Source organism: Pseudomonas sp. NBRC 111124 (genome assembly GCF_001320245.1).
Classification (GTDB): domain Bacteria; phylum Pseudomonadota; class Gammaproteobacteria; order Pseudomonadales; family Pseudomonadaceae; genus Aquipseudomonas.
In genome coordinates, this window is record NZ_BCBA01000034.1 from 63,856 (window position 1) to 86,843 (window position 22,988).

Annotated in this window: 16 protein-coding genes and 1 pseudogene; 10 read left to right on the forward strand and 7 right to left on the reverse strand. The window is 53.9% G+C overall.

The genetic code is table 11. From position 1 onward, the window contains the following. Positions 1–26: 26 nt before the first annotated feature. The 3 genes from APH28_RS14470 to APH28_RS14480 all read left to right on the forward strand — a co-directional run bounded on the left by APH28_RS14470 (position 27) and on the right by APH28_RS14480 (position 3,360). A complete protein-coding gene (locus tag APH28_RS14470; protein ID WP_060510430.1) occupies positions 27–902 on the forward strand; it encodes a carboxylate/amino acid/amine transporter in 876 nt (291 codons plus the stop codon). Position 903: 1 nt separating this feature from the next. Next, a complete protein-coding gene (locus APH28_RS14475) occupies positions 904–1,839 on the forward strand; it encodes an AEC family transporter (RefSeq protein ID WP_060510432.1) in 936 nt (311 codons plus the stop codon). 159 nt (positions 1,840–1,998) lie between these two features. Beyond that, complete coding sequence (locus APH28_RS14480; protein WP_060510434.1) at positions 1,999–3,360, forward strand: cytosine permease; 1,362 nt, start codon at positions 1,999–2,001, stop codon at positions 3,358–3,360. Positions 3,361–3,413: 53 nt separating this feature from the next. Here the strand turns inward: APH28_RS14480 and APH28_RS14485 are convergent. Beyond that, positions 3,414–3,953: pseudogene (locus tag APH28_RS14485) on the reverse strand (mechanosensitive ion channel family protein); the annotation flags it as partial. 153 nt (positions 3,954–4,106) lie between these two features. Here APH28_RS14485 and gmtY point away from each other — a divergent pair. The 3 genes from gmtY (at position 4,107) to gmtX (ending at position 11,475) form a co-directional block, all read left to right on the forward strand. Beyond that, positions 4,107–5,471 carry a gamma-mobile-trio recombinase GmtY gene (gene gmtY / locus APH28_RS14490; protein WP_245353425.1) on the forward strand — a complete coding sequence of 455 codons (1,365 nt, stop codon included), beginning with the start codon at positions 4,107–4,109 and terminating at the stop codon, positions 5,469–5,471. Positions 5,472–6,530: 1,059 nt separating this feature from the next. Then, the gene (locus tag APH28_RS28105; RefSeq protein ID WP_172455967.1) at positions 6,531–10,832 is read left to right on the forward strand and encodes a VPA1269 family protein; all 4,302 of its coding nucleotides are present in this window, start codon (positions 6,531–6,533) and stop codon (positions 10,830–10,832) included. A gap of 19 nt (positions 10,833–10,851) precedes the next feature. Further along, complete coding sequence (gene gmtX / locus APH28_RS14505; RefSeq protein ID WP_256215676.1) at positions 10,852–11,475, forward strand: gamma-mobile-trio protein GmtX; 624 nt, start codon at positions 10,852–10,854, stop codon at positions 11,473–11,475. A 149-nt stretch (positions 11,476–11,624) separates the two neighbouring features. Here the strand turns inward: gmtX and APH28_RS14510 are convergent, their stop codons facing one another. From APH28_RS14510 to APH28_RS14525, 5 genes are all read right to left on the reverse strand, one after another. Further along, positions 11,625–12,572: an HNH endonuclease gene (locus APH28_RS14510; protein WP_082422826.1), complete on the reverse strand. Its 948-nt coding sequence runs from the start codon at positions 12,570–12,572 to the stop codon at positions 11,625–11,627. Positions 12,573–12,744: 172 nt separating this feature from the next. Beyond that, complete coding sequence (locus tag APH28_RS28630; RefSeq protein WP_146024568.1) at positions 12,745–13,449, reverse strand: hypothetical protein; 705 nt, start codon at positions 13,447–13,449, stop codon at positions 12,745–12,747. 190 nt (positions 13,450–13,639) lie between these two features. Then, positions 13,640–14,923 (reverse strand): nucleotidyltransferase, encoded by a 1,284-nt coding sequence (locus APH28_RS14515; protein ID WP_054901955.1) that lies wholly within the window; start codon positions 14,921–14,923, stop codon positions 13,640–13,642. Then, complete coding sequence (locus APH28_RS14520; protein WP_054901954.1) at positions 14,916–15,536, reverse strand: SLATT domain-containing protein; 621 nt, start codon at positions 15,534–15,536, stop codon at positions 14,916–14,918. Before APH28_RS14520 ends, APH28_RS14515 begins: the two co-directional genes overlap by 8 nt. Positions 15,537–15,663: 127 nt before the next feature. Continuing rightward, a complete protein-coding gene (locus APH28_RS14525) occupies positions 15,664–15,942 on the reverse strand; it encodes a DUF3892 domain-containing protein (protein WP_054901953.1) in 279 nt (92 codons plus the stop codon). Between the two features lie 450 nt (positions 15,943–16,392). Between APH28_RS14525 and APH28_RS14530 the strand changes: the two genes are divergently transcribed. From APH28_RS14530 to APH28_RS14545, 4 genes are all read left to right on the forward strand, one after another. After that, complete coding sequence (locus APH28_RS14530; RefSeq protein WP_054901952.1) at positions 16,393–18,348, forward strand: ATP-dependent endonuclease; 1,956 nt, start codon at positions 16,393–16,395, stop codon at positions 18,346–18,348. Beyond that, complete coding sequence (locus APH28_RS14535; protein WP_054901951.1) at positions 18,345–20,009, forward strand: UvrD-helicase domain-containing protein; 1,665 nt, start codon at positions 18,345–18,347, stop codon at positions 20,007–20,009. Before APH28_RS14530 ends, APH28_RS14535 begins: the two co-directional genes overlap by 4 nt. Positions 20,010–20,251: 242 nt before the next feature. After that, positions 20,252–20,509 carry a hypothetical protein gene (locus tag APH28_RS14540; RefSeq protein WP_054901950.1) on the forward strand — a complete coding sequence of 86 codons (258 nt, stop codon included), beginning with the start codon at positions 20,252–20,254 and terminating at the stop codon, positions 20,507–20,509. 85 nt (positions 20,510–20,594) lie between these two features. Further along, positions 20,595–21,332, forward strand: a complete 738-nt coding sequence (locus APH28_RS14545) for a hypothetical protein (RefSeq protein WP_054901949.1) — start codon at positions 20,595–20,597, stop codon at positions 21,330–21,332. 566 nt (positions 21,333–21,898) lie between these two features. Here APH28_RS14545 and APH28_RS14550 read toward each other — a convergent pair. Beyond that, positions 21,899–22,930 (reverse strand): hypothetical protein, encoded by a 1,032-nt coding sequence (locus APH28_RS14550; RefSeq protein WP_054901948.1) that lies wholly within the window; start codon positions 22,928–22,930, stop codon positions 21,899–21,901. Positions 22,931–22,988: the final 58 nt, after the last annotated feature.

Genomic DNA, 22,988 nt, shown 5'->3' on the forward strand with positions numbered 1-22,988 from the left:
GCGCCCTTGATCCACGAGAGGCAACCATGGGCTACCTGATAATCGTCGCGCTGATCCAGGCGTTTTCCTTCAACGTGATTGGCGAATACTTGGCCGGTCACGTCGACAGCTACTTCGCCGTACTCGCCCGCGTCGTGCTGGCCGGCCTGGTATTCCTGCCGCTGACCCGCTGGCGCCAGGTCGAGCCGCGCTTCCTGCGCTCGATGCTACTGATCGGCGCGCTGCAATACGGCATCACCTACGTCTGCCTGTACCTGAGCTTCCGCGTGCTGACAGTGCCAGAAGTGCTGCTGTTCACCATCCTCACGCCGTTGCACGTGACCCTGATCGAAGACGCCCTGAACCGGCGCTTCAACCCTTGGGCGCTGCTCGCGGCCCTGGTGGCCGTGGCGGGGGCAGGCGTGATCCGTTTCGACAGCATCAGCGGCGACTTCTTCGTCGGTTTCCTGCTGCTGCAACTGGCCAACTTCACCTACGCCGCCGGCCAGGTGCTGTACCGCCACCTGGTCGCCCGCAACCCCAGCGACCTGCCGCACTACAAGCGTTTCGGCTATTTCTACCTGGGCGCGCTGATCGTGGTGCTGCCGGCGTTCCTGCTGTTCGGCAACGCCCAGCACCTGCCGAGCACCGACGTGCAGTGGCTGGTGCTGCTGTTCCTCGGCCTGTGCCCGACGGCCCTGGGCCTGTACTGGTGGAACAAGGGCGCGTGCCTAGTCTCGGGTGCCACGCTGGCAGTGATGAACAACCTGCATGTGCCGGTGGGGCTGCTGCTGAACCTGCTGATCTGGAACCGCGACGAGCCCCTTGGTCGGTTGTTCCTTGGGGGCGCGATCATCCTCGCCTCGGTATGGTTGAGCCGCCTGGGCAACCGCGCGCAGGCGCCAGCGGCGGGCAAGGCCTGACATGCACACCATCTTCGTCATCGTTGCACCGATCTTCGCCCTGATCCTGGTTGGCTTCCTGTGCCGCAAGACAGACAAGCTCGGGGACAAGGCCGCTGCCGAGATCAACAAGATGGTGGTCTGGCTGTGCCTGCCGGCGCTGCTGTTCAAGGTCACCGCCACGGCGACCTGGAGCGAGATCTGGCACCCGGGGTTCATTATCGCCTTCGGCGCCGGGGCGCTGGCGATGTTCGTCGTCACCCTGGCCTGGCGCTTGTTCAGCGGCCACGGCCTGGTGGCGGCGAGTATCGACGGGCTGAGTGCCGGCTATGCCAATACCGGCTACATCGGCATTCCGCTGTGCCTGCTGCTGTTCGGCCAGCCGGGGCTGCAGCCTGCGCTGATCTCGTCGTTGATCGTGGTGTGCCTGGTCTTCGCGATTTCCCTGACGCTGATTGAAATCGGCCTGCAGGAAGAGCGGCAGATCGGCCGGGCCATTTTGCTGGTGAGCAAGGCGCTGGCGAAGAACCCGCTGGTGATTTCGCCGCTGGCAGGGGCGGCGTGGGCCATGGGTGGGCTGGGATTGGCCGAGCCGGTGACGCATTTTCTCGACATGCTGGCGCTGGCGACCACGCCGTGTGCCTTGATCTCACTGGGGGCGTTCCTGGCCGAGAAGCGTACCGGTTCGCAGGCCAGCCCGTGGCCGCTGGTGGCGCTGAAGCTGATTGGTCAGCCGGCATTGACCTGGGTGCTGGCGTTCAAGGTGTTCAGCCTGCCGACCCTGTGGGCGGCTTCGGCGGTGCTGCTGGCGGCGCTGCCGACCGGCACCGGGCCGTTCATGCTGGCGGAGTATTACAACCGCGAGGCGGGGTTGATTTCGCGGACGATCCTGTTGTCGACCGTGGCCTCATTGGTGACCTTGACCGGGCTGCTGTACCTGCTGGGGTATGCGGGGTAGCTGCCGGACTGTTCCCCAGGCAAGCCTCACTCACAGCCATTGGGCAGCCTGACGTTATCAAGCAAGGCATGGCGCAGCTAGCTAAGAAGCGTTCGTTAATGAACCCAAATCCGGCCGGTGCCTACCCGATAATCATGAAAATAAAATCGGGAGACCGGCGTGAAGCTAGAAACGCGAAGTATCGAATTCGTCCCACACGCTGAGCGTTATGGCACGCCTAAACGATTGTTCACCATCTGGTTCAGCTCCAACTTCCAGATAACCGCGCTCATGGTCGGCACCCTGGGCGTTGCGTCTGGGCTGAGTTTTGCCTGGACCTTGCTGGCCCTGTTGGTAGGTAACCTGATCGGCACCGTGTTCATGGCCGCGCACTCTGCCCAGGGGCCGCACCTGGGCGTGCCGCAGATGATCCAGAGCCGGGCCCAGTTCGGTGTCCATGGCGCGGCGCTGCCGTTGCTGGTGATGGTCACGGCCGCTGTACTGTTCCTTGCCGCCAGCGGCGTGCTGATGCGTAACGCCGTGCAGGCGCTGGTGCCCATGAGCGACAACCAGGCCGTTGTGGTAGTCGGTGTGCTGACCTTCATCATCGGCTTTGTCGGTTACGAACTGATCCACCGCCTGGGGGCGTGGATGAGCCTGCTGTCCACGCTGGTGTTTGCCGGCGCCCTGGTGCTGATCCTGCTGCACCCCGGTGACATGGCGGGCACGAAGGCAGTGGCGACGGGGTTTTCGTTCACCGCCTTCAACCTGATCATTGCCCAGGCCGCCTCCTGGACGTTGGGCTATGGCCCCTATGTGGCTGACTATTCGCGCTACCTGCCGGCCAACGTCAACCCTCGCGCCACGTTCTGGGCCACCTATTGCGGTTGCGCATTAGGCTCCTTCGCCATGATGGCACTGGGCGCGCTGGTGGCCGTGGAACTGCCCTCGGCACTGGGGCATGACCCTGCGACGGCGATTGCCGGGCTGTTTGGCCCGTGGGCGCCGTTGGCACTGGCGGTCATTGCGCTGGGGGTGATCCAGTACAACGTCTTGTGCCTTTATAGCGCCTACATGTCTTCGGTCACGATCTTTGGTGCCTTCAAGACCATCAGGCGGGTGACCGCAACTGCCAAGGCGCTGCTGATGGCGGGCCTGACTGCCGCGGCAACGCTGATTGCCATCGCTACCCAATACAATTTCGATACGTTCTTTGCAGACATTTTGATCGGCCAGCTGTACCTGTTGATCCCTTGGAGCGCAATCAACCTGGTCGATTACTACTGGGTGTGCCGAGGCAACTATGACGTGGGGGCGCTGTACGACGCCAAGGGGCGTTACGGCTGCTTCAATCGTCGAAGCCTGTCGGTGTACGCCGTATCGATCATCGGTACCATCCCGTTCATGAAACTGTCGTTCTACACGGGCTTCGTGGCCGAGTGGCTGGGGGCGGATATCAGCTGGGCGATGGGCCTGATCCTGGCCGGCGCGCTGTACTGCATGGTCAACGCCCGGGAGAGCAAAGCGCTTTTGGCGAGCTAGGCAGCTGACTCGGCTTTGAAAGAGGAAGGGGCTGCAACGCAGCCCCGGCAATTTCACACCTCGTTCATTTCTTCAAGGCGGCGTGGCATCGGCTCAGGTGCCACGCGTCCCGCCAGCCCTATGCGCATGTCATTGCCACTCGGCTGTTGGTACAGGCTCAAGCCGAATTCCGGCAACACTGCCAGCAGGTAATCGAAGATATCCCCCTGGATCCGCTCGTAATCGGCCCACACCGTGGTGGTGGTAAAGCAGTAGATCTCCAGCGGCACGCCTTCGGCGGTGGTCTGCATCTGCCGGACCATGCAGGTCATGTTCGGGTGCACGTTGGGGTGATTCTTCAGGTAGGCCAGGGCAAACGCCCGGAACGTGCCGATATTGGTCAGCTTGCGGCGGTTCGCCGAAAGTTCTGGCACTGGCCCCAGCGCCTCGTTCCAGACCAGCAGCTCCTGGCGCTTGCCAGCCAGGTATTCGCCTAGCAGGCTTACCTGGCTCAGGCGCTGTTCTTCGTCCGGGGTCAGGAAGCGCACGCCGGCCGCGTCGATGAACAGGCTGCGCTTGATCCGCCGGCCACCGGACTGCTGCATGCCGCGGTATTATAACCGATGACCAAAAACATACTATCAACGCAAAACTACTCCCTGATACCCCCAAAAATCCCCCCTCCAATCAGCCTTCCCTGACCCGCTCACCTAAGCTAAAATTAGATATGTCCGCATACTATATACTATATAACAGGTGCGATTCTGATGGCCTACGTCCTGAAAATCAACACGCTTTACCAGAATGACAAGACTGGCCGTGAGGTCATGCTCCCCGCCCTGATCACTCAAGATGGCATCCTGATCTCTTTGCTGCGATTCCTTTCCCAAGCCAAAAAGAGTGCGTCTTGGATGGAGCGGTGCGTCTACGCGGTGCAGCATCTCATCCAGTTCATCAATGCCAACGAGGGCAAGTTCACGAAGGTGACAGAGCTTCTCCAGGCGTTCGTCAATGCTTTGGAGTTGGGCACCATTGACGTTGAGACCTCGACAGATCCCACGGGTTTGTACTGGGTACCGAGGAAGGTGAAGGACTCATCGTTCCTGTTGTATCTCATTACTGTCTACAGCGATTGGCTAGCCGAACAGGACGGTCATAGTGGCGCCCGGGCAAACCCGTTCCGCAAGGCAACCCGGGTTGAGGAGCGAATAAATTGGTGCGCTTACCACCATAAAGAACAGAACATATTCCTGCGCCATTTGATCAAGGATCGCAGTAAGGCAAGTAATGCACACTTTGTTCGTCAGGTTCGTGCTGGCAATGCACCGTCGGCTAATAGAAAAATAACAAAACGATTTCCGGAAAGCGAAATAGATAATCTGTTGGTTAATGGTTGGGTTCGAACTTGTAATGATCCTGGCGCAACAGAGCATGATTTCATTGACTACAAAGGGCGTGCTATCACTATATTGATGCATTACGGTGGCTTGCGTAAGTCTGAACCTTTCCATTGGTATTTGGGGGATTTAGTACTTGACAAGAAAAAGGGAGAGGGCATTGTTCGTATATGGCATCCATCGAATGGGCGATCCCCGGAAAAGGGCTACCGTAATCGTAGAGACTACCTGCAGCGGCGTTATCGTCTTCTTCCGAGAACAGATTATGTGGTTCAAAGAGCTCTCTATGCAGGTTGGAAAGCGCCTAAGCTTATCGATGGTGATGATGGTTATATTGAGATTTACTTCTCCCCGGTCGAAAAGGCGAAGGAGTTTTATGCGAACTACATGAACTATCTGAAATACCAACGGGTCGACCCACCGCCTGAGTTCGATCACCCGTATGCATTTACCAATAGCTCTGGGCATCCTGAAACGATCAAAAATTTCAGCCAGCAACATCGAGCTGCTGTCGAGCGTATCGGCCTTCCTCATAAGAAGGCATTCGGCACTACTGAGCATGGGCACCGCCACGCCTATGGCTTCAGGCTCGCTGCGTACGGTTTCTCCGGCGTGTTCATATCCAAAGCTATGCACCATAAAAATCTGAATTCGCACCTCGTGTACATCGAGCCAAGCAGTGAGGACATCCGGGATGAGATGGAGCGGGTAGAAGGAAAGCAAGTTGAGGTCTGATTCCTGTACATACGGGCCTTACAGAGACCATCGTATCGATCTTCCCGACCTGTTCGATACCGACCCTGTAAAGGCCTGATATGGGGGGCTGATAGAAGCGTGGATCGACTCCCCCCTCTCGCCCTATGGTTCAAGCGATCATCGCTGCAGGCCGCGCTTCCCCAGTCATTGTCGACCTGGGCAGTGCGGGCACGCTAAGCGCTCCTCGGCAGTGATTGCCTCACATGGCCTGCTTCTCAAGTCTTTCCATATAGCCCTACCTAGGCTTCGTACGAAAAGTGCCTGTGGCGATCATGCTGCATTGAAAACAGCCTCGGAATGCTCATTCAACCCGTAACCTTCGCTTCCTCTGCAGTTTTCGCCTCGCCTGACGCTCGTCTCAAGACCTTTGAAGCTGAAGCCTAGCTAACACCCCCTTAGCGCAAGCGCTTCCAGATGGCTCGGCATTGAAAAAAGATGCGACAAATTGTCGCATGACTGCTCAGAGAATCTCCTTCCTCTCCAATTCAGAATTGGAGCCGACTGGCTTCTCAATTTTAAAATGAGGTCGACCGTGCAGGTCTCGATGGTGGTCGAAAGCACGTCCTGTCAGGCGTTGTGCGCCGGCGCGACGCCCCCAGGGCGCGCGGTTTTTAATTCGAAATCATGCCTCAGCCAGCCCATTTAAAAATTGAAACTCCTCCCCTTCATGGAAACGACCAGGCTGAGAGCCCCAAGTTTTGCCATGTGCAGGGAAGTGGCTGCGCTTTGCCAAATAAAATTTTAAAATCATTTTTTAATTTTTCAGTCGTTTAGAAAATAATTAAATTCAATATACGGCTAATTCATTAGGCCGGCCTGGTGGCATCAGATCTACTGCTGAGGTCTCAATTCTAAAATTTGACAAGCGGTAGTTGGCCGGCCAGCTCTACGCATTTGAAGGCTTAGGGCCAGTCGTAAGTACTGCCTGCTAACTTTTGCGCTCTTGCAATGTGGTTTCAAAGATGGTTGCATCTATCCGGTGTTGACTTTCACTTGAGAAGTCAAATCAATTTATGGTTAATTCGTCGGGGTCTTTACGTGAATATTGAAGCAGGGCAAATCGAATTTTTGGGGTTCTATACTGACTATGAAGAGTGCCGTGCGGTGGTCTATCGCATGGGTATCTTGACAGCTAAGCAATATGAGTCTCGTCGTCATGCAGATCCGAGACTTCCCCCCGATCCATCTCTCATTTACAAAGAGTTCAAAGGTTGGAAATCTTTTTGCGAACAAAAGGAAAGATACAACACATTTGAAGAGTGTAAGGTGGCCGCTCGTGCCCTGAATATCACTACACAACGCGAATATTTGAGAAGACGGCGTGAAGACCCGAAACTTCCACAAAACCCTGAGCAGATCTTCAGCGAAGAGTTCCTGGGGTGGGAGGAGTTCCTGGGTATCGGTGGAGTGCCCTATGAAACATATGAAGAGGCATCAGCCGCTGCGGTGCGCCTTGGATGCACGAATAAAGCGTACTATCGCCAACGACGCAAGGAAGACCCTCGCCTAGTGGCAAGTCCAATGGCGCATTACTCCCAACATTGGAAGGGCTGGGATCACTTTCTCAAGCGTGGGGCTTATGCCGAAGTGAGGGTGCATGTCTCTGCTTTAGACGCAGTGACCGAATTCAATGACGTCCGTGCACCGATTGGAAAAGCTACCCGAACGCCAGTCCCACGGCTCAGACCAGGTCTGGTGGCAATCGAATTCATGAGTCTGAATGATGCAAAGAGGCTCATGAAAGAAAGAGGCGTAGTGCTGCAAAGAGAATATCGAGAGCTACTTGCTGAGTTCCCTAATCTCCCGCCTGACCCAATGACCCATTACGGCGATGCCTTTGTGAACTGGGACGTCTTCTTGGGTCGGCCAGAGATATATAAGACTTTCGAGGAATGCCAGAAAGCAGCGCAAGCGCTGGGGATTGTAGGTTGGCGAGATTATATGTTACGCCGGCACGAAGACCCACGGCTACCATCGGAGCCCCAGCAGTTTCCTGAATTTCTCACGTGGGAACATTTTTTGGGAAAGGCCGATATTCCCTATCCCACATATGAAGAGGCTTCGACGGCAGCTCGGAATTTGGGGATCACGAGTCGTGATATTTATACGCGCCGTCGAAAGGAAGATCCACGCTTGGTCGCTAGCCCGCAACGCCAATATCCCAATGAATGGAAAGGTTGGGGAGAGTTCTTGCAGGCGACTGTGAAGCGTAAACCAAAATCAGCTGCGCTTTTCGCACAATATTACGCAACCTATGAAGAGTTCGTTGTAGCGGCTAGGAAGCATGATTTTCGTAATCAAGCAGATTACAAAAAGCGATGCGTAATTGATCCTAAACTACCTAAAAACCCGGTATGCGTTTATGCAGATAAGTGGGTTGGTTGGGGGCTGGCATTAAAGGGGGAGGAGGGTTTCAAACCGCTTGATTGGAAGGTATGTAAAAAAATTGCGCTGGCATATAGGTTCACTGGCCCTACAGATTATGCAGAACGCTACAAGGTTGACCCTCGTCTGCCGGCCGATCCCGTCAAAAAATACCCTGGGTTTCCCGGATGGAAGGTATTTCTTTTGCCTGAAGAAATCGTCAGCCTAGATGATCTCAAGCATGCAGTGAAGGTGTTGAAGCTTAAAAGTCGCGATGAATACATTGAGGCTTGTAAAACTATTTCTATTCTACCAGGGGATCCCGAAGTTGTATTTGCGCTAGCGTGGGTCGATTGGTACGACCTACTGGGGAAAATCACCCCTTACAGCTACGACGAAGTCCAACAAATTTTTCAGGCGAGTGGATGTAAAACTTGGGATGACGTCTCAAAGCGGGTTCGCGAGTTGAATGATCCTCGGATCCCTAACGTTAACCATTTTCCCAAAATTTATAGCCAATGGTCGAACGTTTACGATTTTCTAGGAGGAGAACTCCCCTACACACTTGAGTATGTGACTAAAGCGACGGCTGGCTGGGTTGAGGACGTCAAGCGCTTTATTAAACACAAACAAAAAAAAGGAACTGTTGAATCCTCAATTTGTAGATTCCTTCGTCATTTCGTTGAGCCACATGGTCTGGGTAGCAATGTCATTGAGTTCATGCTGCTGGACAAGATTAATGTCCGTCAGTACGAAGAGTTTCTTTGCAGTATGCAAAGTCCAAATACGGCTCGCTTGGTTTGGAGCTATGTGCATGAATTTTTGGAGGATGCACTGCGCGTTCATTTCACTGAAGAGGACGAGGATACTGGGGATGTTTATCGAGTAGTGGGTGCTGCTAACCCCTTGGCAGCGGCGGAATTTGACGGGTATAAAAGCTCTCCTAGTGAAAGTGTTAAACCAGTACTTGCTTTCCATTTTGTAAATTCGATCCGTGACTGGATTGTACCAGAGGGCGCAAAGACGCTGGGAGATCTCAAGGCACTTCATGGCTTTGACAGTGATTATCATAAAGTGCCTGCGTCTGTAATCGACTTTGATGACCCTAATTGCGTGTGGCGCAAAACTGGCAATGATTATTACCTCTGGTATCCGGGGCATTGGATAGCGCTACTTGCTCTTGTTTCCGTGCCAGCCCGTGGTCGGCAGATCATGTACAACGACTCTGGGGAGGCGGATGAGTATATCGCTGAGCTTGTCGATGGGAAGTTGGTTTGGACGCTCAATACGAGACCCATGGCTACTCCAGGTGTCCAGCAGGCGTTTGTCACAAACACGGACGGTGGATGGGGAATGCATTTCACATCCAATAAGACCGATGCAAACGGTGAAGGGTATAGCGTCCCCTGGATTCCGGAGCAGTTGGCCTACTGGCTGGTTGTCTTAAGGCGTTGGCAGGAAAAGTACAACCCAGTAACGGCCCCTACAAAATGGACTGAGTGTCAGAGCCGATGCAATTTTTCGCATGCAGATTTGGCGAAAAAGGGACAGAACGTATTCCTATTCAGGGCTCTTAACGAAAATCAGCCACCCTTGTTCAACGATCATATGAAGAAGCGGCTCTGGGCCGCGCTTTATCACATTCAGCCTGACGATCTGGAGCTTGCTCAATACCGAGGGAATCCTGAGAATCCTCAGGAGCGTATTGTTCTGGGTCGATACAGTTCGAAATTTACGCCGCATAGCATGCGAGTGAGCCTGATCACCGCCTACATCATGGATGGTGGGATGGATCCAACGGTGTTGATGAAGGTTGTAGGCCACGCCTCGATAGTGATGACAATCTACTATGCGAAGCTCACGACTGCTCATGTCCGACACATTATGACGGAGGTTGAAAAGCGTGCCCAACTGAACGAGGCTCGTGATCTTCAAATCATGATCGAGCAACGTGAAGTGGAGAAGCTTCGTCCTTTGCTGGTTTCTAGTACCGCTGAAGCATTGGATATGTTGCTGTCGGAACGGGCTGGCACGCAGCTTGTGCGGGACTATGGAATTTGCCCCTATGCTGGTTCCCGCTGCCATGACGGCGGTGCAGCCCATAAAGGTAAATACTGGCTGCCTGTCGCAAGTGGTCATCTGGGTGAGCAGAATTGCCCACGCTGCAGGCATCTCGTCACTGGCCCAGTATTCCTCGGCGGGATGACAGCCTTGTGGAACGAACTGTCGTTGAACGTTCGGCTTCAATACGATCAGTATGCCGATTTGGAGCGCAGGATTGCGAAATACCGACAGCGGTTGGATGAGATTCGGTATGAGCGTTTTGATCAGATTGGGGTCAAGGACTTTGATGATACTGAGAAGAACCGCATAGGTGTGGCGATGCGTAAGCTTGCCTCCGAAGTCGAGACCGTCGCAAAAAAAATGGACATGTACCTGTGCGACATGCAGGCACTGACGAAGCTTATCGAAAAATCTCGTATCGTGCTGAACAGCCAAGCTGAGGCGGAAGGAGCCTCCGAGGGTCAGGGCCTCCAACTCATCGTCAGTGATAAAAGCGAGGTGCAGGTTGGGTTTGAGGAAACATCCTTGTTCCAACAGCTCCATGAGGTTTGTGTCAATGCCACTATTTACGATTCAGTATCGGCGGTCATGGCCACGCCTCGCCGCTCACAGATGATCGACCGCATGACCTTGAGCAACGGTATTCGACCAGTGATGTTTGAGCTCAGCGAGGATGAGCAACTGAAGCTAGGTAACCAGATCGTCGAGTTTTTCAAGCGCCGCTTGAGCAGCTCCGAACGTATAGATCAACTCATCAACGGTGACATCAAGCTGGAAGATCTGCATGGCTTGGAGGAGATCACCCACAGAGAGTACGCGGACTTGCTTTCATCTGAGCCATTGCTGGGATTGTCATACGCTGGGCCGACGGCTGTTCCAAGTGGGGCTTTCGATGTTGAAGTCCTGGTATGATCACAGGCATGCTTGACGAGTGGAAGAACTGTGGATTGAGATGATGTCACCCGAAGAAATGCTCGCACACTTGTGCAACAAATCGCCGAAGCAAAAGGACTACCTGCAGGCTGTATATGCGGTCTGCAAGGAGCACGCCGAATCGGGTAGCACTGACTTTTCTGTGGCCACGATCGCGCGCATTGGCGCCGAGCGTGGCGTTCCAAAAGCCCAGAGCATCAGGAATAAGACCGGCGAAAACTACCGCGCTTTGATTTCAACCTTCGCCACTTCCGATGAAGCGCGCAAGCGACCTCCCAGGCCGCGTAGATCCGACGCCTGGGCCGATGAGATCGAAGACGTCAAGCAGCGCCTGCTGACTCAGCAAGTCCTTGCGGAGCTTGCTCAAGCTCAGCGCACCATCAAAGAGTTTATCCCACCTGGTATGGTGATTCGTGTCGACGACCGAAAGCACACAGGTGCGCCGGAGTTCAAGCTGACGCCGTTTGAACGTGAGGCCCTGGAGCACTTGCTTTCGGATGAGTTTCTGCAGCGATGGCGGCTGCAGCGGGGCAAGCGCGGGGATGTCTTGGACGGTAAAGGTACCCCGTTGTTCATGCCAGGCACTCTCCAGGCGTTGGAGAAGGCTCTCAAGCATCTCTAGGCGATCGCCGATGCTCGGCCCTCATGTTCACCTAGGGTCGAGCTGTATCGTGGGGCTGAGAGCTTTCCGCTGCACCTACAGGTGTCCTCCATCGGTGGAGGAGGGATGATGTATTTGGCATCACCAGCTCTTCGATAAATCTTGTGTCCTCAAGCCTCATCATGCATCTGCAGGCTGTCTAAGGCCTGCAGGTCGCAGACCCCTTTGAGCTCAGTAAAATCAATGTAGATATCTTGTTCACCTTCAGCATACGAAGCGATGCGGTACTCTGGGAAGATGAATAGCATTCCATACGTGAGGATGGTGAAGAGGGAGAAGTTTTCTTCGGTCGGTTTTGTGCCCAAATTCAGCGAAAACTCTTCGTATCTACCCGTAGCGGCAAGACGGTTGCGAATGAAGTCTGCCAGTGTGGGTAACCGCTGCAGATCTCCCAGGAGGTACTCCAGAGTTACAGGGCGGAAGGGCGAAAGTGTGTAGTTAAGCACCCGGGTTTCGCGGGCCCCATGGGCGGCCCCGGGATGGTAGGTGTCGATTGCATACCGGATGCTTATGACCCGCTCATCACGTCGCACTATCTCATAGCTGCCCTTGAGACTTGCAGGCCAATTGCGGAGGTGTTCGGGGAGGCTCCCGGGATCTTTTTCCCATTCGGCTTGGCCAGACTGGAACTCTGCCAAAAGCTCAAGACCCCAGGCCTCAATGTTTCGAGACACAATGCGTTCAAGTGGATTTGGGAAATCCGGAAAATCGAACTGAAAACGGAAGCCTGGCGAAGATCGATTTATCTCTTTCAAGCGTCGTTTGATTTCAACGGCTTCTGCTTGAAAGGTGCCGTTATCATGACGCCCGAATTCCTTGGCCAGGTTTTCCTTGTAAATAAGCAGCGACTTCCGGTCGATGTCACCTTGGTGTGCCCGGCGGTGGCAGATAGGGCAGAGTGCGATCAGGTTGGAATATTCGTGCTTCTGGCAATCAGCCCAAGGAACAATGTGGTGGACGTCGAGCTCGGTTTGATTGCACCGAGGAATGGCGCAGCGGTGGCCAGCCTCCACCAGCACGGCTCGTCGGATGTCAGCAGGAATGTCTGGTCGGCTCAATGAATGATCTCCAAGCCTTGATACTTAACTGGTTAAGATTATGGGTGGCAGACGACAGGTTTGCGAGGTCAGAAGAGTGAGAGCGCGGCCCGCGGTGTGAAGGCCGGCCTGTTCTTTAGCCCACTTCCAGCTCCGAATAGGGAGGTAAGACAGGGTGTTTCCTTGTGGTGTGCTAATTTGATCGCTCATCTCCATACATCTCTGAAACTTTTTCAAGATTAGAGACGTAGATCTGTGATTTCAACCATAGTCCTGCCTTCACCATCGGATCATTCGATTCTTTGTATCCTTGAAATATATTATCAAAACCCCTTACCACCAAGTATACTCCAGCGGTTAATAAAACAACATATAAGTCAAAGTTCATGGAGCTAAACCAATTTTCTGCTCCGAAAGAGCGGTATGAGGCAATGCTTACCCCAGCCACTATTTCCGACAAACCGTAGGAGACGCGCCAAAATGTTCGGACTGCGAAAAATATCACTCCAACAATAAATGTTAATAGTCCGACAAGTAAAGAGGATTTATAGGTTTGGGCGATATGGCTGGACGCATACTCCCAGAGCTCAGTCAATGAAAAAATGCTACCCAAAATAATGCTAAAAAGTACTGTGCCAAATAAGATTGTTCCAGCTGCGGCCCGCACCCCCGATAGCAACCTTCGTCCCATGCTAAGTTTGGAGCCGGCAGCGATTGAGAGAAAAAATGAAAATATAGAAAAAATGAGTGATATAGTCAGCGGGAGTTTGAAGAACTGCCATCCGCGGACAGTGACAGCATAACCAAGGCACATGACTATCACTAAACTAAAAGCAACCCCCAAAGGCCCTTCTATTTTTAAGGCCCAATCCTTGCCTTTAGAAGTTATCAGGCTCACATCTCCCCCCATGAACAATTTCCCCTACAAATTATTGATTTATGTCAAGTGTAAGTTGGATTCGCCATGCGCACCTCTCGCACGCTACCACCCAGACTGCAAAGTTTGATGCCTCAGGATTTATTGTCAATCTGTAGATTAGGGTAAAAATTTGGCAGGTTTGTGTGGGACTCTACACCCCCTGCAGCAGTCAGATCGGGACGACGATCCGGCTTCGAGCCACGCATACGTTCTCTTTGACGGCATAGCACTCCACGTAGTGGTCGCCCTGGAAGGTAGAGTGTTCAGTGATCTGTCGGTAACCGCTGTCGATGCGAATCTGGCCGCGGATCATGTCGCGCTCAATAGCCTGAGGCCCGACGTTCTTCACCTTCCAGTAAATTTTGTATGGTGGTGGAACATCGATCTCGGAGACCCAGAACGTCAATTCACGCTGCCTGGGAATACGATACGCGATGACGCGTGACATGAGGTTGCGCAGCCGGTCGCCCTCATTTTTGACCGAGCAATCGATGCGCAGGGTGTACTGGATGTCGAGACTGAATTTTTGACCGATGAACTGCTCGGCGTTTTTGACGCGGTTCTCTGCGATTGCCTGTTTCTTTTCCTGCTCGACATATTCTGGGAAGTGCTCGCCGAACACAGTGCTCCACCGCTCATGGGCAACCTCGGCATCATCCAGCGCCTCCTGTAAGCGTCTCAGGGCCTTCTTGGCCTTGGGATGAAAGTTGCCTGATTTGGTGACGATGGAGCCACTGCCGGGTGCACGCCATTGCTCCTTCTCTTCATCGATATCAACCAGGTAGGCGAAGAAGTCACGGGTCATTTCGCTGTAGGCGGCATAGGACTTGGTGTCGTAGTCCGTCGTCTCCTTGAGGAACTGGTAGCAAAGGGTATCGATCAGCATTCCCTTCAATGGCACACCATGGTCGTTTTTCCAAGCTCGCACCATTTTGCATAGACGCTTGAGATTATGATTTTTGTCCTGGTTCAGCGCGTTGATCTCATCGATTTCAGCGACTGGGTTACAGGTTTTCCAGCTGCCTCCGTCATTGGCATCGGGGTAGGTATAGCTGCCATCTTCATGCTCGAATGCCGGAAGCACCTCGACCACGTAGTCCGAGAAATTTATCGATACTACCTGCTGCTGGGCCCTCACCTCATGGTTCGGGAAGCGTTCTTTCAGAGCCAGGCGAATCTCACCGAGCAGTGACGATTGCTTGTTGTTCTCGTAGCGCTGAAAACGGTCGTACACCGACCACGGGAGCACGAAGGCCATGTCCAGATCGCTCACGCCATGGACTGCGGTATGTCGACCGTACGATCCGACCTGGCGGCAGTGAAGTGTCTCTGAGGTGCTGTCGTAGTATTTTTCGTTGAGCTTCTCGGTAATCTGCCGGTAGCTTTTGGAGATCTCGTCGGCATTTTTGACCGCCAGGTTTCTACGAAACTGCTCGAAAAGCTCTTTACTCATGGGTGCAGGCTTCCTTCAGCGAGAGGAGAAGTTCCGGATGCGTGGCAAGCCATGACCCGCCGGCAAGAGCGATCAGAACCACTACGATCAGGGCGTATACGGAAAACGGGATCTTGTCCCTGAAAAACCTAAATTCACGGTGCTCAGCGATCCAATCGATCTGGTGATCCCAAAAGAATTTTTTGTGTGCCAGCCAGCCCGAGAACAGGATGTGTTTCCTCAGGCAGGCCGCCCCGAAATCAGCGGTGATTCGATCCAGTTCGGCTTGATCGGTGGCGGTGAATTGCTGGCTAGATTTACATCGCGCAGACATTACTCTCAGCTGATCAAGCAACTGCGTCAGCTTGTTTCCCGCTTGGAAATATTGCTCTTTGGTGTCCGCGTAGTAGGTGATGTAAAGGCTGCAAATGCCGATCACCGTAATGAGCGCTGAGACATGTTTTGCCGCCAAGAAATCGATGTAGAGCGCTAGTACGCCGATTACCAAGGAGATCAGACCGATCCGCCCAGGGGCATTCTCCACAATGTCGTAGGTGGAGAAGTGAAGCTTGGCGGAGTAACCGACGTCGTAGGCCTTTTCGGCGATCAACTTCAGCGCAACCTGCTGATCCATGTAGCGTACCTGCAGTAAGTCTCATGAGATCGCCTGACTGCCGCAGATGAGCGGTAGGCCGGCGTGTCTGGCTTCTGAGCAGGCGAGAGAGCGGCGTCACCTCCTCGCCTTGAAAGCCGCGGAAGAATCAGATCTGTGGCAAGTTTCTGAGGTTGTCTTTAGCGGTGCGGTTGGGGTTAGCCCTCAGGTAGATGCTTTCATAGACTTCAACATCCGCACCGGTATGCCAGTCCTTGCCGTCGTGATAGCGCGATTTGAATGACACCCCGGTTTGGATGAGTTGAGCAACGAATTTGCGCGGCACTATGAAGTTTTCCTTAGAGACCGATTTTCGAACTCGAACGTATTCGATGTGCTCTTCGGTTTCGTCAAGCTTAATACCATTGATGAAATAAACGTCTGCCATGGGGGGCTCCGATGTAGGGGTGGGTTATCCAGATCTCGGGGCGCAAGTTGCCAATTCAAGGCATGTTTTGGATTTATTTTTTTGGCAAAAAGTTGACGTGAGTTAAGTCAATAAAATGTCATTTATGACATTCGTTTGAATGTGCAGGTTTGTCTTCATGAATCTAGTTGGGGGCTTTTTCTCCAGGAACGGGGACTGGCCTCGCCAGGTGGCACGGCGGAGGCTATCAGGCGCTCAGTCGGAGGGGTAAGTTGGCGATCTGAATTTGTTCGCTGAGCTGCCCTGGCTGCCAATGATTGGTGAGTGTGATGTGAGAAATTTTCTGAGCCACTATTTGGCTACCACGTAACGATGGGCTGGGCTAGGATTGGCCAGCTGCAGCGTTATTCAATCAGAGCGTGCCTGAGTGCGTGGGCCGCCGGTCATGGTTAGCCAGAAGGGATTCGAGCGTTGATACTCAAGCAGATGCGCGTGTGTGGTTTTCAATCGTTTGGTGCGAAACCGGTCACTGTCGATTTCAGAAAACTGACGTTCCTGATTGGCCCCAACGGTTCCGGTAAAACAGCAACGCTGCAGGCGCTCTGCCGACTGTTCTCGATTGATCCTAATCAGCGACGCCTGCGCAAGTCTGACTTCTTCGTTGCGCATGACGAAGAACATAGGCCGGATGAGCGCACGCTGTGGATCGAGGCGGATTTCTACTTCCCAGAGATCGCCGACGAGACCCAGGAACACCCGACCATCCCGTGCAACTTTGGGCATATGCGGTTGGATAACATCAACGGTGTGCCCCGTGTGCGTTACCGCCTGGATGCCTCGCTCGGGCTCGACGATGAGATCGAGCAGAGCCTGCGCTACGTGTCGGAAGTCGACGAAGACGGCAATCCAGTTGCTACGTCCCCGGTACCGCGCGATGAACGTAATCAGATCCAGGTGCACTACTTGCCCGCGCGACGTGATCCGGCTGAACACATCACCTACGGGACAAATGCGCTTCTTGGTCGCTTACTCCGGGCCGTGAACTGGGCGGAGCAGCGCGAAAAGATCAGCCAGCTGTCCGCCGATATCTCCGAGAGCCTCAGCACCAACCCATCAGTGATCAACCTCGGTGATGGGATCGCCAATGCCTGGGGCAGGCTACACAAAGGTAAGTTTTTTAAAGACCCAAGCCTGACGTTCGTCACTCATGAAATCGAGGCATTGCTTAGGCATCTCTCGGTATCCTTTACCCCCGGCCACGGCGAGCAGCAAGTCGATTTCTCTCGTCTGAGCGATGGGCAAAAATCGATGCTCTATCTGACCTTGGTGCTCACCTCCCAGGCCATCGGAAGGGCAGTGCTTAAAGGCGATGATGACTCATTCGACATGGATAAGCTCAAGCCTGCCGTGTTCACCCTCATCGCTCTGGAAGAGCCCGAGAACAGCCTGTCCCCACATTATCTGGGCCGGATCGTATCGTCACTGAAGGATCTGGTGCTCGGTAGAGGAAATTCAGACGCTCAGGCAATGATCGCGACGCATGCTCCATCCATGTTGCGACGCGTCGAACCTGAGCAGATCCGTTACCTCAGACTTGATGAGTCACGCTGCACGGTCGTGACCAGGATCAAGATGCCACCGGACAAGCATGGCGAAGCCTACAAATTTGTCAGAGAAGCCGTTCAGGCGTTTCCTGAAATCTATTTCTCAAGGTTAGTGGTGCTAGGAGAGGGTGATAGCGAGGAGATTGTGTTGCCTCGTTTACTCGCTGCAGAGGGACTTATGGTGGATGAGGCCGCGGTGTGCATTGCACCGCTAGGTGGCCGCCACGTGAACCACTTCTGGCGTCTCCTGAGCGAGCTGAAGATTCCTTACGTGACATTGCTGGATCTCGATGTGGCGCGGCATGGCGGAGGGTGGGGGAGGATCAAATATGTGGCAACACAGCTCAATCTCCATCAGCCCAGTCGGAGCTACATCTCCGCGGAAAAGCTGGATGAAATTCCTGCATGGAACAGCAAGGACTACAAGATTCTCAAGGTTGAGAAGAGCCGTGAATACCCGTCATACATCGCAGGGCTGGAACCTTATGACGTGTTCTTCTCAAGTCCTATGGACTTGGATTTCGCCATGCTCTGCGCTTTTCCAGCAGCGTTCGGTATCGAGGCCAAGCACCTTGTGACACCGAAGGTAGGCCAACTCAGGTCTGTCTTGGGCGACAGCTTCTACGATGAGAAGCAGTACAGCGTTTCTGAGCGACAGTACTTCGCTGCCTACCACAAGCTCTTCAAGGTAGATAGCAAGCCTAAATCGCACATTGAGGCGCTCTCAAGGCTCACGGATGAAGACCTGCGGCAAGGCATGCCGTCATCTCTCAAACGGCTCGTCAAGCATGTGATCAAAATGGCTGGGGAGCTCCACGAATGATCAGGGTCGAGGAGTGGACGCCATCGGACGGAATCGTGCTTGAGCCTAATGCAGATACCGCAGCAAGGGAGCAGATACGCTGTGTAGCGTTGACGGCAGGCCCAGGCTCAGGGAAGTCCGAACTTCTCGCTCAGCGGGCCGACTTCCTGCTCACAACCGGTGTATGCCGTTACCCAAAGCGTATCTTGGCAATCGCCTTCAAAGTTGATGCCAGCAATAACCTGAAGGAACGTGTTTGGCGTCGGTGCGGCGCCGTTTATGCGGGTCGCTTCGACAGCTATACCTTCCATGGTTTGGCCAAGAGAATTGTCGAGCGGTTCCGACCTGTGTTGACAGGCACCGATGCGCTGAACCCGAGCTTCAAGGTTGTTGCCAAGGGCAAGGCTCATCCCGTGCAGACCGAGTTCAAAGAACTCATCCCACTCGCCATCAAGATTCTTGACGCCTATCCGCCGGCGATCAACGCGATACGCCAAACGTACAGCGATGTCTTCCTGGACGAATTCCAGGACTGCACGGATGAACAATACAAGCTCGTGACTAGGCTCTTCGTAGGGTCTGGTCGCCGCGTGACTGCGGTAGGGGATGTGAAGCAGAAGATCATGGGATGGGCGGGTGCCTTGGATGGTGTGTTCGCTAGGTTCGTCGAAGACTTCGATGCGCGACACCTCAATATCTACCGCAACTTCCGGTCACTGCCTCACCTGCTTAGGCTTCAGAACGACATCATCAAAGTGCTCGATCCTGCATCGGAAATGCCTGGGAGTTTGCTCACTGGCCAAGGGGGTGAGATTCATTTGCTGCGCTATGCCGATTGCGAAGATGAGGCCCGTGACCTCGCCGAGCGAATTTCGCATTGGGTCAACGTTGAGGGAATCGCACCCGCAAAGATCGCGATACTTACGCGTGCTCAGCCCGAGGCCTACTGCGTGCGTTTGACTTCCGAGCTGGAGAGCTGGGGTATCAGCTATCGGAACGAAAACAAGGCACAGGACATCTCCACTGAGCCTATTGCCCAGGTCATCGTGGATTACCTGCTTTGTATCTATGGCCTGCGAGAGCCCAAGGCTTGGACGCGTCTAACTCGCCGGATCATTCCTTCGGAGGACGACGCCGACGGTAAGCTCAAGAGCAATTGGAGTCGTTATGTCAAAGAGGCGCGCAAGTCGGCCGCGGCTGATATGGTTGGCAAGACGTATGCTCAGCGGTGGGAGCTCCTGGAAGAGTTTCTGACGATGGTGGGGCAGACGTTACTGGCCGGCCTGTCTCATGATTACCAGTCCCGAGAGCATCTACGCGAGCTCATCGAGAGCGTCAAAACCTACATTGACGAAGCCATGGTCAGAGAACCCGACCTTCTTCAAGCGCTGGCTCAGCTCTCAAATGACCAGTCGATACGAATACTCACCGTGCACAAGAGCAAAGGCTTGGAGTTCGACACAGTCGTATTGCTTGGCGTAGAAAGTCAGGCCTACTTCGGTGACCTCCATGAGAGCCGATGCACATTTTTTGTCGGCGTATCACGTGCAGAGCGACGACTTGTGGTGACAACGGCGGAGCATCGGGACAATCTCGGGCAGGTCAACCACTGGAAGGTATCCCGCACAGCCCAAGCTGAATTCCTAGGGTACGTGAGTCCTTGGATCACCCATTCTAACTGATCATGGAAAACGATCGGCAAACCGCGCAGCGCCATCCCAACCTACGCAGGTGTTGGTTGATCGTTGCCGTGAAACGGCTAGCTGCCTGAAAATTCCGCCTGAGAAAGATCCGGGGCTTTCAATTCCTACAAGCGCTTCTCAAGGTCTATGCCTCAACCCCCACATCCGGGCAGTGCTGGCACCTATGACGAGGTTCGGCAATCGCTGGAGGACTACCTCGCGCCGTTCAAAGGTGAGGCCTAATGTGGTGCTCCTGGGGTGATTACGATGCCAAGCAATTAGCCATGGATGCCGACCGGAAGATCTGCGAACCCATGCTTGCCGGCCTGGCACACACGAACGCCAAAAAGTGGCACTGGAAAGTGCTGAACTGCCGTGCAATGGCCCTCCGGCCTGCAGTTGAAGACTGGGGCATCGAGTGGTCAGGCCAGTATCACAGAGGTATCGATGCCGCTCGAAACTTGGGCGTGCTGGTAGGTGAGATCCTGCGAGCTGGCTGATCCGGCTGGGCTGGCAGTATCATGTCAGTTTGAGTGCAAATGGGCCCTGCGGGGCCCTTTTCTTTGGGTGAAGGAAGAAACGGCAATGCTGGATTGGTGGGACAAATATCGGGACAAGGCATTGCTGGTCGCATTCGGGGTGGCTTTTGTACTGCTTGTGTTGGTGAAGGTGAAGCTGGACGTCCCGGCTTTTATGAAAGGGCCGGGCTGGAAAACCTGGATCGATTTTTTCCAATCAGATGCCTTCGAAGATATAGCTGGCGATACCCTTACTGGCTTGATAAGCGGCTATATTTTTTATGTCTTGGTACAGTGGATGCCAAGGGTCAACGCTGAGCGAAAAGCCAAAAAACTGTTGAATTCGCTGGTTTCCGGACACGTTGAAAGCTTCCAAAAAGCAGAGATTTTCGGTCATTCACGATCTCTGGCAGAATTTGATGAGCTAAAAATTGGTGATATTGAGGGCAACCTCCAAACGCTCCAAGGGGAGACTGAGGTGTCTAGCTTGCTGGCGATTTCCTACATGAGCAAGTGGAGCCATCAAATGATGTCGGATTCGCTGCAGGTAGCTCTGATGCTAGGAATTCCACAAGCACAGCTTTGGATGGAGCTGACTTCCAGGGTGGCTAAGATCAAGTACCTGTCCGAGGAGGCTGATAAGGGTGGGGTTCTTGGGCGACAGCGCCAAGCAGTGGACACGATAGGCGCCGTAGTAATCGGGAAAGAGGCTTGTGAGGCGGATCAGAAATGGCACGAGGAAATAAAGTCTCAGTCCACGAAATTCTTCGAGTTGGCAAAGAAATGGGAGAAGATCAACAGCTAAGCAAGGTGGATTGAATAATTATACTCATGCAGCGCTGCACTTTACTATCGAGGTGCAGGATTGCTTCTAATTGAATTATTGAATAGAACGAAAAATCTATTGAGAGCTAACTTCCTTTCGGTGTGCTTCAGACCTAAACTCAGACCCAAATGGGCACACGTAAATGCCAGATGCTGGGCCCATCGTGTTTAAGAAGCCAGAGCATTGCGATAGTAGAGCAAATATTTGCTTTTCTCGACAGTTTGTTGTGGGGCTGCTAATCGCTTCTTGGTGTTGGCTGGAAAGCCTGATGAAACAAGTAGTGCAATTATCACCGATACCCCATCCAATACTATTCACCCAATATTCCTACTCTCCCCCTACCCAAACACCCCAAACCCCCTCAACCCGAGCCCCCATAAACCCCTTTTGTCCCCGTCAAATTACCAAATCACCGCATACTATCTACTCACTACTACTACCTCTTCGGGTGCTTTGCCCACGAGCTTTGCAAGCAAAGACACCCCAGCTAGCCCTCCTGGAGAGCCAAGAAAAACATACGCAGAGGGCAGCAGGGTAGGGTGCGATCACGCAGCAGGAGGCCTGACCAGAACCAGAGATTCGTCGTCCTGTTCGTACACTTCAGGTATGGCTTCCTCACCAGGAAACTCCATTGCCACCAGAGCTTTCGCTTGGTTGAACGCTCGGTGGATAGAGTGACCAAATCCGATAGCTGAGTAGAACTGTGCAGCGAAGAAGCGAGCGGGCAGATCGCCAACATCGCGGTTCATGCCTATCGCTGCTGGTACGTGCCGGATACATGCTGCGGCTTGGTTAAACGAAAAACAGGTGTTGAAGAAGACGAGCTTCAGGTTGTCGGAGCCGATTGCCATGGCGCTCACGATACCCTCCAGTGGGACATGCTTTGCGTTCCCCTGGTCATCCTGGAGTACCAGCGTGTCAGCACTTGTGCCGTGGCCGCTGAAGTGGACAATGGTCGGTTTAAGCTCGTTTATGGCTTGGAACACATCCATGGGCCTAACCGCCCAGCGGGTATGAAATTCAAGCACGTCCCGATGTGCGGATGCCCTGATCTTCTCGCCAATCAGACGCGCTTCCTCATCCAGCAGTAGCCTGTTGCTTTTATCGCTACCGGGGTCAGCTGCGAAGAACACCACCGTGATTTTCTCAGGCAGTGCTTTTAGCTTCTCGATCTCTCTGGCAGTTTGATCGTGCAGTTCTTCATGACGGGTCAATCCATCGTTGATCTCCCTCAAGCGCTGCTCCTGTGCAGCATCCAGGCGCTGCTGTTCACGCTTGAGCGCCTGGGCCAGACGCTGTTCACTCTGGGCTAGCCGCTTCTGAGCTTCGAGGATCTTCTTCTCTAGTTGGCTGACATCAGAAAGCGCTTTGGTCTGTTCGCTCTGGTAGCGTTGGGCATCACGTAGCTTAGATTTCACCGTACTAGCGGAAGAGGTCTTGCTGGCTGCGGCGCTTGCATCGGCGCTTTTCTTGCCGGCATTCGCCGCCGCCTTGACCTTCTTTACTTTGTCGCCCTGTAGCCTGGCGATGGTGCGTTGATGCTGCTCCACTTGGGTGCGATAGAGGCTGATGCTCACCGGTAGGATCCTTTCTGTAGGCGCAGGGTGCCCAGCAGGGCGCTGGAGGCGCTATCAT